We start from the raw sequence: 13,562 nt of genomic DNA, 5'->3' as shown, positions 1-13,562 counted from the left end.
CTTCTTCCGCGTCAGCCCGGTCAGTCCCACTCGAACCCGCCGCGGCGCCACTCATAGATGAACGGCACCGTGATCATGGCGATGAACGCGAGGATGGCGACGAGCCCGAACACCGCGAGGGTGCGGAACTCGACCGCCCAGGGGTAGAGGAACACGACCTCGATGTCGAAGATGATGAACGTCATCGCGACGAGGTAGTACTTGATGGGGAACCGGCCGCCGCCGATGGCGTGCGGCGTGGGCTCGATGCCGCACTCGTACGCCTCGAGCTTGGCCTTGTTGTAACGCTTGGGCCCGATGATCGCGCTGGCGCCGACGCCCCCGAGGGCGAGCACGGCGGCGACCCCCATGAGGAACAGCAGGGGCACGTAGGGGTTGCTCATCGCGTCGCTCTCCTTGTCGGGAGGTCGGTGCGGACCGTCGGTCCGTGATCGGTCGTCGACGCCGCACGGAGGTGTGCGGGCCGGGCGTGGAGGGAGCCTGCGGGCATGCCGGAGGCAGGGTGCGAGCCGCGGGCTGCGGCCGCCAGGGACGTCGTCGTCGCTGCGAGGCGGGTCATGCGGACGGCACCACCCGGGTGAGTCCTGCGATGACGCGGTCCATGAGGTCCCCTCCACGCGATTCGTAGCCGTCGGAGAGGAGCTTCATGACGAACTTCATGAGCAGCGGCCGCGGCAGCCCGTACCTGGTGCACAGGTGCATGATGTGCGGGTTCTCGATGAGCTTCACGAAGTACGTGCCGAGACGGTAGTAGCCGCCGATGTCGTCCCTCATGACCTGCGCGTAGCGGTGCAGCGCACGCTCGCGCGCGGAGTCCGTCGGGCGCGTGAGTGCCTGGGCCACGGTGTCCGACGCGACGCGCGCCGCCTGCATCGCGTACGCGATGCCCTCGCCGTTGAACGGAGAGACCATGCCGCCGGCGTCGCCGAGGAGCATGAGGCCGCGGTCGTAGAGCGGCGAGCGGTTGAACGCCATGGGGAGGGCCGCGCCGCGGACCGGGCCGCGCTGCGTCTCCTCCGAGATGCCCCACTCCTCGGGGACGTTGGCGATCCACCGCTGGAAGAGGTCCTTGTAGTCGACCTTCGTGGCGGCGGCGCTCGAGGACACCGAGCCGAGGCCCACGTTGACCGTGCCGTCGCCGAGCGCGAAGATCCAGCCGTAGCCGGGCATGAGGTTCGACTCCCCCGGCTTGCCGTCCCACAGCTCGAGGTGCGACTCCATCCAGGCGTCGTCGTGGCGCGGGGACTCGAAGTACGTGCGGACCGCGACACCCATGGGGCGGTCGTTGCGCTTCTCGATGCCGACCGCCGTCGCGAGGCGCGACGAGACACCGTCGGCCGCCATGACGACGGGCGCCCGGAACGTGCGCTCCTCACCCGTACGACGACCGTCCGCGTCGAGGACGCGCGCGCGGACGCCGACGACGCGACCCGTGCGCTCGTCGAGGACGGGCTCGGTGACGTTCATGCCCTCGAGGACCGTCGCGCCCGACTTCCGTGCGTGCTCGACGAGCAGGTGGTCGAACGACATGCGCGAGCGCGCGAGGCCGTACGACGGGTAGGACGAGAGCTCGGGCCACGGGATCTCGATGCGGTGGCCGCCGCCGACGACGCGCAGGCCGATGTTGCGGATCCAGCCGTCGGACTCGTCGATGCTCACGCCCGCGCGCACGAGCTCCGCGACCGCGCGCGGTGTGAGGCCGTCGCCGCAGATCTTGTCGCGCGGGAAGCGGGCCTTGTCGAGGACGACGACGTCCAGGCCGACGGAGGCCAGGTAGTGCGCGGCGGTGGCCCCCGCAGGGCCTGCACCGACGACGACGACGTCCGCGTCGTCGGGGTGGTTCGTCGCCATCGCTGAATCCTTGTGATGCTTGTCGGGAGGGGTGCTGCCCGGTGTGCGCAGACCTTGTGCACGAAGGCACAAGCGCCCTCGCCACTCTAGTCTCACCTGTGGCCGATGTCTGCCAAGGTAAGCCTCACCTCGTCAGCAAACACCGGGACCTAGGGCCTACGCCACCGGCGAAGGCCGGGAGAAGACGGACGTCCTGGTCAGACGGCCTCGGGCCGCGTCGCCCGGTGCAGAGCGACGATCCCGCCGGAGACGTTGCGGTAGGCAACCTTGCGCCACCCGGCCTCCTGCATGAGGTGCGCGAGCGCCACCTGGTCGGGCCACGACGAGATCGACTCCGCGAGGTACTCGTACGAGCCGGCGTCCTTCGTCACGACGCCCGCGACCTTCGGCAGCGCCTTCATGAGGTACTCCTGGTACACCGTCCGGAACGGCGCCCACGTCGGCGAGGAGAACTCGCACACGACGATCCGCCCGCCCGGACGCGTCACCCGCAGCATCTCGCTCAGCGCACCCACCGTGTCGACGACGTTGCGCAGCCCGAACGAGATCGTCACCGCGTCGAACGACGCGTCCGCGAACGGCAGCCGCGTCGCGTCGCCCGCCGTGAACGAGAGGTCCGGACGACGCGCCTTGCCGACCTGCAGCATGCCGATCGAGAAGTCGCACGGCACGACCCGCACGCCCTCGTCCGCGAACGGCTCCGACGACGTGCCCGTGCCGGCCGCCAGGTCGAGCACCTTCTCACCCGGAGCCGCACCGACCGCATCGATCGTCAGGCGCCGCCAGCGGCGGTCCTGACCGAGCGAGATGACGTCGTTCGTGAGGTCGTAGCGACGGGCGATGCCGTCGAACATCGAGGCGACCTCACGGGGCTTCTTCTCCAGGCTTGCGCGCGACATGCCCCCAGCCTAACGACGGTGCGGGACTGGTCCTGCCGGAGACGTACCCTGGACGGCGATGAACGCCAACCAGCCCACGCCCGCGGACCACGTCCCCGCGGGACGCGTCGTCGTGCGGACCACCGCGCTCGACCTGCCCGACGCGGCCACCGACCCGGGCGCCCTCCTCGACCTCCTGCCCGCCGACTCCCCGCTCTCCTGGGTGCGGCGCGGCGACGGCATCGTCGCCTGGGGCGAGCTCGCGCGCGTCGAGGTCGGCGGCGAGGGCCAGTTCGCCCACGCCGAGCAGGCATGGACGCGGCTGCTGCGCACCATGACCGTCCACGACGACGTCCGCACCCCCGGCACCGGCCCCGTCGCGTTCGGCTCGTTCTCGTTCGACCCAGCCTCCCCCGCGGGCGGCGCGCTCGTCGTGCCACGCGTCGTCGTCGGCCGCCGCGGCCCCCTCGCCTGGGTGACGACCCTCGCCGAGGAGACCACCTCCCCCGCACCCCAGCCGACCGTCGCCGAGCTGCTCCGCGTCGGCGCCGCCCCCGTGACCTCGCCCGGCCCCGTGACGTACGCCGACGGCGCGCTCACGCCCGACGCGTGGCTCGACGTCGTCGCCGACGCCGTCAGCCGCATCCGCGACGGCGCCGTCGACAAGGTCGTCCTCGCGCGCGACGTCCGCGCCCGCACGACGCACCCCGTCGACCCCCGCTACCTGCTCGGACGGCTCGCCGACAGGTTCTCGGGCTGCTGGACCTTCTCCGTCGACGGGCTCGTCGGCGCGACGCCCGAGCTCCTCGTGCGCTCCGAGAAGGGCCTCGTCATCTCCCGCGTCCTCGCCGGAACCGTCCGCCGCACGGGCGACGACGACGCCGACCTCGCCCGCGCCGCGCACCTCTCGCACTCCTCGAAGGACCTCGAGGAGCACGAGTACGCCGTGAGCTCCGTCGCGCAGGCCCTCACCCCGTTCTGCACGTCGACGAACGTCCCCGAGACGCCGTTCGTCCTCCACCTGCCCAACGTCCTCCACCTCGCGACCGACGTCACGGGAGTTCTCGCCGCACCCGGCGCGACGAGCCTCGCGCTCGCCGACGCCCTCGCGCCGACCGCCGCCGTGTGCGGCACGCCCACGTCCGTCGCGCGCGAGCTCATCCGCGAGATCGAGCACCTCGACCGCGCCCGCTACGCGGGAGCCGTCGGCTGGCTCGGCGCCGACGGCGACGGCGAGTGGGGCATCGGCCTGCGCTCCGCGGAGCTCGACCCCGAGGACCCGCGCGAGCTGCGGCTCTTCGCCGGGTGCGGGATCGTCGCGGCCTCCGTCCCGGCCGACGAGCTCGCCGAGACCGAGGCCAAGCTCGAGCCCATGCGCTACGCCCTGGGCGACTGAGCGGGCACGCCCTTCGGGCTGCTCCGGCCTCTCGCCGCGGATCATCCGCGCCTCCGCCCTCGGCTGGTTGTGTGGACGCACCCCTCAGAGGTTCCGGTGCGCAACCAGATCGCGACGCGTCCCTGGCCGCGCCGAGCTCGTTGCGCTGACGCACCTCTCAGAGGTCCCGGGGCGCAACGAGCCGCGAGCACCGGCCCCTCGCGGGCACCGGCAGGCCGCGAGCACCGGCCCCTCGCGGGCACCGGCAGGCCGCGGGCACCGGCCATCGCGGGGCTCCTGCCCGCAGCCGTGATCCTGCCCATCAAGGGCTCCTCGACGGATTGACGCTGCACCCCCATCGAACGGGGGTGCAGCGTCAATCCGTCGGGAGGGGGAACCCCGCACGGACATGACGGGGGAATCCTCCCCATATGACGGGGGAACCCTGCACAGACATGAAGGGAGGGCCGAGGCGTCAGGGAATCGCCTCGGCCCTCCGGCGGCGCCATCGGCAGGGGGACCGACTCGCCGCGGCTCCGACGGTGTCAGGGATGCACCGTCGGGCGGGGGCCACGGCGCCCGACAGGGGAGCGGGACCGCGACCAGTACCTAATCTAGATCAGAGGTTCTCCTGGAGCCACTGGAAGAACTCGTCCTGGGTCATACCCCCCGGGAAGGAGTCCTCCGACCCTTCGTTCGACCGGCCCGGACGCCCCTGACCAGGGGTGTTGTCGCCGTTGCCGCTGCCGGACCCGTCGCCGCTGCCCGACCCGCTGCCGGACCCGTCGCCGCTGCCCGACCCGCTGTCGGGCGTCGCCGCGGCGTCGGTCTTCGCGGTGAGCGTCACCGTGAGGTCCTTCGCCGCGCCGTCGCGCACGACCGTGAGGACCGCGCGGTCCCCACCGACCCGCTCCCGGACGGCCGCCGTGAGGTACTCGGCGCCGCTCACAGCCTTGCCGTCGATCGCGACGATGACGTCGCCCTTGAGCACGCCGCCCGTCGCCGCCGCCGACCCGGCCGTCACGTCGACGACCTGAGCGCCGCGCCGCGTCGAACCGTCGGCCGTGGCCGTGCCGTCGCTGAGCGAGACACCGAGGAACGCGTGCTGAGCCACACCCTTCGCGATGAGCTGGTCACCGACCGAGCGCGCGAGGTTCGACGGGATCGCGAAGCCCAGGCCGATCGAGCCGGACTGACCCGAGCCGCTCGAGAGCGTCGCGATCGACGACGTGATGCCGATGACCTCGCCCTGAGCGTTGAAGAGCGGGCCGCCCGAGTTGCCGGGGTTGATGGCCGCGTCGATCTGGATCGCGTTCGTCACCGCGGCCGACGCCTGCGTGCCGTCCGACGTCGAGACGGGCCGGTCGACGGCCGAGACGATGCCGGTCGTCACCGTGTTGGCGAGCCCGAGCGGGTTGCCCACCGCCATGACGGCGTTGCCGACGACGACGTCGTCCGAGTCGGCGAGCGTCGCGGCCGTGAGGTCGCTCGGAGGGGTGACGAGCTTGACGATCGCGAGGTCCGTCGAGGCGTCGACACCGACGATCTTCGCGTCGAAGAGCCTGCCGTCGCTCAGCGTCACCGTGACGGTGTCGTTCTTCGCGCCGGACACGACGTGGTTGTTCGTGAGGATGTGGCCGGACGTGTCGATGATGACGCCCGAGCCCTGGGCCTCGCCTTCCTGGGAGACCACGTCGATCGCGACGACCGACGGGGCGACCCGCGCGGCGACCTCCTCCCAGCTCGCGGGGGCGACCGAGTCGACGCTGATCGTCGAGCCCTTGCCGAGGCCGTGGACCGAGGAGGACACGGCGGCACTCTGTGCGGGGCTGTCGACGAGCTGCGACGTGACGTAGGCGGAGCCACCGCCGACGACGAGCGCCGTGGCTGCGGCGGTCGCGACGACGGCGGGCCACGTGCGTGCCTTGCGGGGCGCGCGGGGCACGGACGGCGAGGGAATGGCTCCGGGGCCGAACGACGCGCCCTGGGGGTGCTGGCCGTAGGGGTTGTGGGCCGCAGGCGCGGCGTAGGGACCGCTCGCCGTGGCGTACGGGGCACCCGTCGGAGCGCCGTGCGCACCCTGGGGCGGGTACGGGACACCCTGAGGAGCGGGCGTGGGCTGCGACCCGTACGGGGCCTGAGGCGCGGGGACCTGCGGTGCGGCGGCCTGGGGCGCTGAAGCGTAGGGCGCGTGGGGCTGCTGGCCGGGGTCGGGCTGCGGGGCCGGCGGCACGGGCCGCGGCGTGGAGCCGTCGGGCGCCGCGAAGGCGCTCGGCAGCGGGGCCGTCGGCTGGGCGTCGGTGGTCCCGGCGTGACCCTCGTGGGTCGGCTCGTCACCGGCTGTGGGGATCGGCTGTGTGGTGTTCTCGTCCATGGTGGACCTCCTTCGACACCCACAGTCGACCAGCCGAGCCTGAGCAGATCCGTCGACGGCCCTGGGAGTTTTCTGAGAGTTTCGAGCGAGCGGCAGCGGCCGCCGCCACACGCGGGGCAGCTCACGCAGTGTGCAGGAGCGCTACGAGTCGCGGATGTTGGCCGGCACGGGGCGGCGAAGGGCCGGCGGGTGCTCGCGCTGTGTGCAGGAGCGCTACGAGTCGCTTCCGTCGGGACGCACGGGCGGGGGCGAGCGGGCGGGACGGTCAGTCCGCGAGGGCCGTGCGCAGCGCGTCCGCGACCGCGGCGGCCCGTGCACGGCGTCCGTCACGGTCGACGCGCACCTCGACGACGCTGGTGCCTCGGCCCGGCGTGGCGAGCGCGGCCCGCAGCGCGGCGGCGTCGGTGACGACGACGTGCGGCAGCCCGTGCGCGGCGCACAGCGCGCCGAGGTCGACGTCGTGCGGCGTGCCGAACACTCGCTCGACGGCGGCGGCACGCGACGGCGCCGACTCCGCGAGCGCTCCGTGCTCGAGGCCCGTAAAGATCGAGCCCCCGGCATCGTTGACGACGACGACCTGCAGCTGGGGGCGCGCCTCGCCGCGCGCAGCGGCAAGCCCGCCCGCGCCGTGGAGGAAGGTGAGGTCGCCGACGAGAGCACGCACGGTGCGCCCCTCGATCCCGCCGCGGTCGGGTCGCCCGAGAGCGAGAGCCGTGCCGACGGCAGTCGAGAGCAGCCCGTCGATGCCCGCGACACCGCGGTTCGCGACGACGCGCGGCTGGGCGGTCCAGCGGTGGACGAGGTCGAGGTCGCGCACGGGGTTCGAGGAGCCGACGACGAGGACGTCGACGGGCGTGAGCGCGTCGGCCAGGATCCGCACCGCGGCCTCGGCCGTGAGTGGGCCTGGACCCTCCGCGGAGGTCGCAGTGCCCTGTCCCCCGCCGAGCCGGTCAAGGTCGAGCGCGCGGTCGACAGCCGCTGCAGCCGCGACGCCCGCGGCGCTCCACGCGTCGCGCCACCGGTCACGGCGCACGGTGCGCAGGCCGTCGCCGAGCATGGCGTCGGGCAGGAACCAGCCGAGCGGGACCTCCGGCAGCACCGTGCGCGCGCCCCGCGGTGCGTCGGCCCACGGCGCTCCGGCCGGGGCGACGAGGACGACATCGACGTCCTCGCGCGCGATCAGCCGCTGGACGGGCCGCGAGAGCGTCGGGCGGCCGACGACGACCACGCGCCGGACGTCCGCCGTGAGCGGCGAGGCAGCGAGGACGTGCGCGTGCGCGGGAACGAGCCGCGGGCCGCCCGCCGACGGCGTCACGCACTCGGCGAGGAGCGGCCAGCCGCGCGCCTCGGCGAGGCGCCGAGCGGAACCGTCGTCGCCGTCGCCCGCGACGACGAGCGTGCCGCCGTCCGTGAGCTCGCCGGCGGTCCACGGGCTCACGTCGAGCGACGCTGCCGGCGGCGGCAGGACCCGCGGCGGGCGGACGTCCGGCCACTGCGTGGCGTCGTCGGCGTCCGGCACGAGCGGGTCGCGGAACGCGAGGTTGAGCTGGACCGGGCCGGGAAACCCGGAACGGGCGCCGGACGCGGCGTCGACCGCACGCGCCGCGAGGTGCACGAGGTCGTTCTCCTCGCCCGGGCGCCCGTCGGGCGCGGGGACGTCGACCGCGAGCCGCACGGCTCCCCCGAAGATCCCGGGCTGGTCGATCGTCTGGCTCGCACCCGTGCCCCGCACCTCGTGCGGGCGGTCGGCCGTGAGGAGCAGCAGCGGCAGGCCCGCGTGGTGGGCCTCGAGCACCGCCGGGTGGAGGTTGGCGACCGCCGTGCCGGACGTCGTCACGACCGCGACGGGCGCGACGTCGCGGTGGTGCGAGCCGCCGAGCGCGGCACCACGGACGAGCCCGACCGCGGTGAACCCGGCCTCGCGCTCGTCGACGCGCACCGTGAGATCGAGGAGCCCCGCCTCGGCGGCCTCGGCCGCCGCGTACGCGAGCGGCGCGGAGCGCGAGCCGGGGGCGAGGACGACCTCGCGCACACCGAGGCGCACGAGCGCGGCGAGCAGGGTACGGGCGGCGGTCGCCGACGGGGACGTCACTGGCCCATCATCCCAGGACGTCGGCGAGGTCCTCGCCGAGCACGGCCGCGCACCGCTCGAGCCGGTCGCGCCACGCGGCGGCGACGTCGTCGGACGCGGCGGTGCGCGCGAGAGCGGCCGGGGCCACGACGGGCCGACGCACGCCGATCGACCCGCCGACGGGCACGAGCGGCCGGACCACGGTGTCGTCGGTGAGCAGGTGCGCGGTCGCGAGGCCGCACGCGTACGGAAGCTCCGGCAGCGCGGCCGCGAGCGCGAGGCCGTCGGCCAGGCCGACCGACGACTCGAGCGCGGACGACACGACGACGGGCAGACCGATCTCCTCGGCGAGCCGCAGGCACGCGCGGACGCCGCCGAGCGGCTGCACCTTGAGGACGACGACGTCCGCCGCCTCGCGCCGCACGACCTCGAAGGGATCCTCCGCGCGGCGGATCGACTCGTCGGCCGCGACCAGTACGTGCGTGCGGCGGCGCACCGCCGCAAGATCGTCGACGCTCGCGCACGGCTGCTCGACGTACTCGAGGCCGCCCGCCGCCCGGTCGAGGACCGTGAGACGTGCGAGCGCGGTGGCGACGTCCCAGCCGCCGTTCGCGTCGATCCGGATGCGGCCCGACGGGCCGAGCGCGTCGCGCACGGCCTCGAGCCGCTCGATCTCGTCGGCCTCCGACTGCCCCGGCTCGGCGACCTTGACCTTCGCCGTCTCGCAGCCACCGGACGCGCGCACGACCGCGTGGGCGCGCGGCCCGTCGACCGCCGGCACCGTGACGTTGACGGGGATGCGGTCACGCACGGCGGGCGGGTGCGCCTCGCGCGCCGCCTCGAGCGCGGCACGCAGCCAGGACGACGACTCGACGTCGTCGTAGTCGGCGAAGGGCGAGAACTCGGCCCATCCCCCCGGGCCGTGCAGGAGCACGCCCTCGCGCACGTCGATGCGGCGGAAGCGGGTCGTCAGCGGGATCGAGTAGACGTGCATCGCCCCAGACTAGTGACAGCGCCCGCGGTGTCCTGCGGCACGCCGGGCGCGCCGCAGGACACCGCGCACGGACCGCGCGACCGGGCCGACGACCGCGCTGCGGCCGACGCCCACTCCCTCGAGGGTCCGTGGCGCGGTCATCACGCGTCCTGGCCGGCCAGGACGGGCCCCGCGGCCGCCACGGGCACCCTGCGCGTCTGCTTGAGGAGGACGACGAGCGCGCACGCGACGGCGACACCGGCGAGGATCGCGACGACGAAGCCGAGCGCGTTGCCGACGAGCGGCAGCACCCACACACCTCCGTGCGGTGCGACGAGCGAGACACCCATACCCATCGACACGGCCCCGGTGACGGCCGAGCCGACCGTCGAGGCGAGGATGACGCGCCACGGGTCGGCCGCCGCGAACGGGATCGCGCCCTCGGAGATGAACGACGCGCCGAGCAGCCACGCGGCCTTGCCGTTCTCGCGCTCGACCTCCGTGAAGAGGCGCGGGCGCACGACGGTCGCGAGGGCGAGCGCGAGGGGCGCGACCATGCCGCCGAGCATGACCGCGGCCATGACCTTGTACTGCGGGGAGTCGGGCGTGAGGCCTGCGGTCGCGAGACCCGTGACGCCGAACGTGTAGGCGACCTTGTTGACCGGGCCGCCGAGGTCGAAGCCCATCATGGCGCCGAGCAGCGCACCGAGCAGGATGATCGAGCCACCCTGGAGGCCACCGAGCCAGTCCGTGAGGCCATCCATCGCTGCGGCGATCGGCCGGCCCAGGAGGACGAGCATGAGCACACCGATGACGAGCGACGACAGCAGCGGGATGACGACGACCGGCATGATGCCGCGCACACCCTTGGCGACCTTCCAGCGGCTGATCCACAGGGCGACGAAGCCCGCCGCGAAGCCGGTGACGAGGCCGCCGAGGAAGCCCGCTCCGATGAAGCCCGCGGCCGCACCGCCGACGAAGCCGGGAACGAGGCCGGGACGGTCGGCGATCGCGTACGCGATGTAGCCCGAGAGGACCGGCACGAGGAACCCGAACGCGAGCTGGCCGGTCTTGAGGAGGACGACCGACCAGTGCTGAAGGCTCAGCGGGTCGAACGACGCGAAGATCGCGGCCGCGTCGGCGCCCGTCACCTCGACGGCGCCCTCGGCGCCGCCCCACGCGACCTGCGCGAGCATGAAGCTCAGGGCGATGAGGATGCCGCCCGCAGCGACGAACGGGATCATGTGCGAGACACCCGTCATGAGCCACTGGCGGACCCTCGTCGCCCCCGACGCCGACGTGGCCCGCGACGGCGCAGGGGCCGCGACGGGACGCTCGGCGGCAGGGAGCGCTGCGGCGGCCTCGACGGCGGCGACGGCCTCGGCGAGGACGGCGGCCGGGTCGTGCACGGCACGCTTGACGCCGACGTCGACCGTCGGCAGGCCTGCGAAGCGGTCGCGTTCCTTGACCTCGAGGTCGGCGGCGAAGATCACGCCGTCGGCCGCCGCGATGACCGCGGGGTCGAGCGGCTCCGAGCCGATCGAGCCCTGCGTCTCGACCGTCACCTCGTGGCCCTGTGCCTTGCCCGTCTGCTCGAGGGCCTCGGCAGCCATGTAGGTGTGGGCGATGCCCGTGGGGCAGGACGTCACGGCGACGAACCTCATGCCGTGACCGCCTCGTTGACGAGGGCGGCGAGCGTCTCGCCGTCGGTGGCGGCGCGCACGGACGCCATGAACTCGGCGTTCATGAGCTTGCGCGCGAGCTTCGCGAGGATCTGGAGGTGGACGTTGTCGCCCAGCGCGGGGGCCGCGATGAGGAAGACGAGCGTCGAGGGGCCGTCGGGCCCGCCGAAGTCGACGCCGCCGGGGACGGTCGCGACGGCGAGCGAGGGGGTGAGGACAGCGTCCGACTTCGCGTGCGGGAGGCCGACCTGTCCGGGCAGGCCGGTCGGGGTCTGCGCCTCGCGGGCGCGGACGTCGGCGGCGAAGGTCTCGCCGTCGGTGACGCGTCCGGCGGCGGCGAGACGCTCGGCGAGCGCCTCGATGACGACGTCCTTCGTCGCGGCAGCGAGGTCGATGGCCACGAGGTCCGCGGTGATGAGCTGGCTGGTCATGTCTACATCTCCTTGACGGGGGTGGTCGGTGCGGGGTCGGGGGTGAGGGTGACCGCGTCGACGTCGACGAGGTCGGGTCCCGGGACGGCGGTCCCGGGCAGGAGCACCGCGGCGCGCCCCCAGGCGACCGCGGTGCGCAGGCAGGTGGCAGGGTCGCCGCCTGCGTGCTCGGCGGCGAGGTAGCCGGCGAGGGTCGTGTCGCCCGCGCCGACGGTCGACGCGGGCAGGAGCGGGGGGCCGCCGGCCCACCAGGAGCGGTCGGCCGTGACGAGGAGCGCGCCGTGCGCGCCGAGAGAGACGAGGAGAGCGTCGGTCCCGCGCGCGAGGATCTCGCGGGCCGCCTCGACGACGTCGCCGACGGTCGCGAGCTCGCGGCCGACGAGCTCGGCGAGCTCGTCGTCGTTGGGCTTGGCGAGCGCGATGCCGCCCGCCCGGGCGGCCGAGGCGAGCGGGGCGCCCGAGGTGTCGAGGACGAGGCGTGCGCCGCGCTCGCGGACGGCGTCCGCGAGCGTGACGTAGAAGTCGGGTGCGAGACCGCGGGGAAGGGAACCTGCGCCGACGACGGTGTCGCCCGGGCCGACGGCGCTCACGACGGCGGCGAGCAGGCGGGCTCCCCCGTCGGCGTCGAGCACCGGGCCGGGGGCGTTGATCTTCGTCGTCGTGCCGTCGGACTCCTGGAGCGTGATGTTCGAGCGGGTGTCGCCCGGGACGGGCACGGCTCGCACGGTGACGTCGGTGGCGCCGAGGAGCGCGACGAGCAGGTCGCCGTCGGCGCCGCCGACGGGCAGGACCGCGACCGTCGGGACGGTGTGCGCGGCGAGCGCGCGCGAGACGTTGATGCCCTTGCCGCCGGGGTGCACGTGGACGGCGCCCGCGCGGTTGACGCCGCCGCGCGCGACGGCCTCGACGTCGTAGGCGCGGTCGACGGACGGGTTGGGGGTGAGGGTGACGATCATGCCGTCACGACCTCGACCCCGGCTGCGACAAGCTCCGCGACGAGGTCCGGGGCGACGACGGCGTCGGTGACGAGCATGTCGACGCGCTCGAGCGGGGCGAACGTGACGAGCTCGTCGCGGCCGATCTTCGTGTGGTCGGCGAGGACGACGACGCGGCGGCCGGCGGCGGCGAGCGCACGCTTGGCCTCGGCCTCGGCGAGGTCGGGCGTCGTGAGGCCGCGGTCGACGCTCACACCGTTGGCGCCGAGGACGACGACGTCCGCGCGGAGCTCGGCGAGTGCCGCCGTCGTCCAGGGGCCGGTCGCGACGAGCGTGCGGCCGCGGACGTGACCTCCGACGAGGTGGAGCGTGATGCCGGGGCGGGTCGCGACGGCGGCGGCGACGGGCAGCGCGTGGGTGATGACGGTGAGCTCGCGGCCCTCGGGCAGGAGCGCGGCGAGCCGCGCGGTCGTCGTGCCGCCGTCGAGGACGATCGTCGACGCGTCGCCGAGGAGGGTGAGCGCCGCGCGGGCGATCGCGTCCTTCGCCTCGGTGTTGGCGAGGTCGCGCTCGTCGACGGAGGGCTCGAGCGCGAGCCGCTCGACGGGGACGGCGCCGCCGTGGACGCGGCGCAGCAGGCCGCGGCGCTCGAGGAGACCGAGGTCTCGGCGGATGGTCTCGGCGGCGACGTCGAGCTCCGCGGCGAGCGTCGCCACGTCGACGCGGCCGGCGTTGCGGGCTCGGGTGACGATCTCGGTCTGGCGTTCCGGGGCGTACACGGCGGGTGCTCCTCACGGCGCGGCGGTGCGGGCGGTGCGTCGTCGACCTGTCGTCGTCGACATGACCGATCATGCCCGATCCAGCCTGGCCGGTCAACGGTAACCACAAGATCGGGCAGTATTCATGCCCGATCTTGTGGGACGACTCCAGCCCAGCAGTCCGGAAAGGAACGAAACCGCAGACGGCGACGCCTGACGAACCCGCGACGCAGC

11 protein-coding genes are annotated in these 13,562 nt (G+C 74.1%); 1 reads left to right on the top strand and 10 read right to left on the bottom strand.

Annotation, left to right across the window (positions count from 1 at the left end):
* Positions 1 to 20 precede the first annotated feature (20 nt).
* The 3 genes from G7063_RS02435 to G7063_RS02425 form a co-directional block, all read right to left on the bottom strand.
* Positions 21 to 383 carry an NADH-quinone oxidoreductase subunit A gene (locus G7063_RS02435; protein ID WP_166412929.1) on the bottom strand — a complete coding sequence of 121 codons (363 nt, stop codon included), beginning with the start codon at positions 381 to 383 and terminating at the stop codon, positions 21 to 23.
* Between the two features lie 172 nt (positions 384 to 555).
* Positions 556 to 1,851, bottom strand: coding sequence for a geranylgeranyl reductase family protein (locus G7063_RS02430; protein ID WP_166412928.1), 1,296 nt, complete (start codon positions 1,849 to 1,851; stop codon positions 556 to 558).
* A 197-nt stretch (positions 1,852 to 2,048) separates the two neighbouring features.
* Positions 2,049 to 2,750: a demethylmenaquinone methyltransferase gene (locus G7063_RS02425; RefSeq protein ID WP_166412927.1), complete on the bottom strand. Its 702-nt coding sequence runs from the start codon at positions 2,748 to 2,750 to the stop codon at positions 2,049 to 2,051.
* A gap of 58 nt (positions 2,751 to 2,808) precedes the next feature.
* Between G7063_RS02425 and G7063_RS02420 the strand changes: the two genes are divergently transcribed.
* Positions 2,809 to 4,125: an isochorismate synthase MenF gene (locus G7063_RS02420; protein ID WP_166412926.1), complete on the top strand. Its 1,317-nt coding sequence runs from the start codon at positions 2,809 to 2,811 to the stop codon at positions 4,123 to 4,125.
* A gap of 598 nt (positions 4,126 to 4,723) precedes the next feature.
* Here the strand turns inward: G7063_RS02420 and G7063_RS02415 are convergent.
* From G7063_RS02415 to G7063_RS02385, 7 genes are all read right to left on the bottom strand, one after another.
* Positions 4,724 to 6,478: a S1C family serine protease gene (locus G7063_RS02415; protein WP_166412925.1), complete on the bottom strand. Its 1,755-nt coding sequence runs from the start codon at positions 6,476 to 6,478 to the stop codon at positions 4,724 to 4,726.
* 265 nt (positions 6,479 to 6,743) lie between these two features.
* On the bottom strand, positions 6,744 to 8,570 hold the full coding sequence (menD, locus tag G7063_RS02410; RefSeq protein ID WP_166412924.1) for a 2-succinyl-5-enolpyruvyl-6-hydroxy-3-cyclohexene-1-carboxylic-acid synthase: 1,827 nt from the start codon (positions 8,568 to 8,570) through the stop codon (positions 6,744 to 6,746).
* 7 nt (positions 8,571 to 8,577) lie between these two features.
* Positions 8,578 to 9,543, bottom strand: coding sequence for an o-succinylbenzoate synthase (locus G7063_RS02405; RefSeq protein WP_166412923.1), 966 nt, complete (start codon positions 9,541 to 9,543; stop codon positions 8,578 to 8,580).
* A gap of 140 nt (positions 9,544 to 9,683) precedes the next feature.
* Positions 9,684 to 11,186, bottom strand: coding sequence for a PTS fructose transporter subunit IIC (locus tag G7063_RS02400; RefSeq protein WP_166412922.1), 1,503 nt, complete (start codon positions 11,184 to 11,186; stop codon positions 9,684 to 9,686).
* Positions 11,183 to 11,635, bottom strand: coding sequence for a PTS sugar transporter subunit IIA (locus G7063_RS02395; RefSeq protein WP_166412921.1), 453 nt, complete (start codon positions 11,633 to 11,635; stop codon positions 11,183 to 11,185). The genes G7063_RS02400 and G7063_RS02395 overlap by 4 nt, the downstream gene beginning before the upstream one ends.
* 2 nt (positions 11,636 to 11,637) lie before the next feature.
* Entirely contained in the window at positions 11,638 to 12,591 is a 954-nt protein-coding gene (gene pfkB, locus G7063_RS02390; RefSeq protein WP_166412920.1) for a 1-phosphofructokinase, read from the bottom strand.
* Positions 12,588 to 13,349, bottom strand: coding sequence for a DeoR/GlpR family DNA-binding transcription regulator (locus G7063_RS02385; RefSeq protein WP_166412919.1), 762 nt, complete (start codon positions 13,347 to 13,349; stop codon positions 12,588 to 12,590). The genes pfkB and G7063_RS02385 overlap by 4 nt, the downstream gene beginning before the upstream one ends.
* Positions 13,350 to 13,562 lie beyond the last annotated feature (213 nt).

The sequence above is a fragment of the Sanguibacter sp. HDW7 genome (assembly GCF_011300875.1).
In the GTDB taxonomy this organism is placed as follows: Bacteria; Actinomycetota; Actinomycetes; order Actinomycetales; family Cellulomonadaceae; genus Flavimobilis.
Note: the sequence above shows the minus strand (reverse complement) of the source record. Positions and strands in the feature narration are given on the sequence as shown.

Excerpts from the sequence above, each read along its gene's own strand:
- G7063_RS02435 (WP_166412929.1), bottom strand. The coding sequence starts at position 383 with ATGAGCAACCCCTACGTGCCCCTGCTGTTCCTCATGGGGGTCGCCGCC.
- G7063_RS02430 (WP_166412928.1), bottom strand. The coding sequence starts at position 1,851 with ATGGCGACGAACCACCCCGACGACGCGGACGTCGTCGTCGTCGGTGCA.
- G7063_RS02425 (WP_166412927.1), bottom strand. The coding sequence starts at position 2,750 with ATGTCGCGCGCAAGCCTGGAGAAGAAGCCCCGTGAGGTCGCCTCGATG.
- G7063_RS02420 (WP_166412926.1), top strand. The coding sequence starts at position 2,809 with ATGAACGCCAACCAGCCCACGCCCGCGGACCACGTCCCCGCGGGACGC.
- G7063_RS02415 (WP_166412925.1), bottom strand. The coding sequence starts at position 6,478 with ATGGACGAGAACACCACACAGCCGATCCCCACAGCCGGTGACGAGCCG.
- G7063_RS02405 (WP_166412923.1), bottom strand. The coding sequence starts at position 9,543 with ATGCACGTCTACTCGATCCCGCTGACGACCCGCTTCCGCCGCATCGAC.
- G7063_RS02400 (WP_166412922.1), bottom strand. The coding sequence starts at position 11,186 with ATGAGGTTCGTCGCCGTGACGTCCTGCCCCACGGGCATCGCCCACACC.
- G7063_RS02395 (WP_166412921.1), bottom strand. The coding sequence starts at position 11,635 with ATGACCAGCCAGCTCATCACCGCGGACCTCGTGGCCATCGACCTCGCT.
- pfkB (WP_166412920.1), bottom strand. The coding sequence starts at position 12,591 with ATGATCGTCACCCTCACCCCCAACCCGTCCGTCGACCGCGCCTACGAC.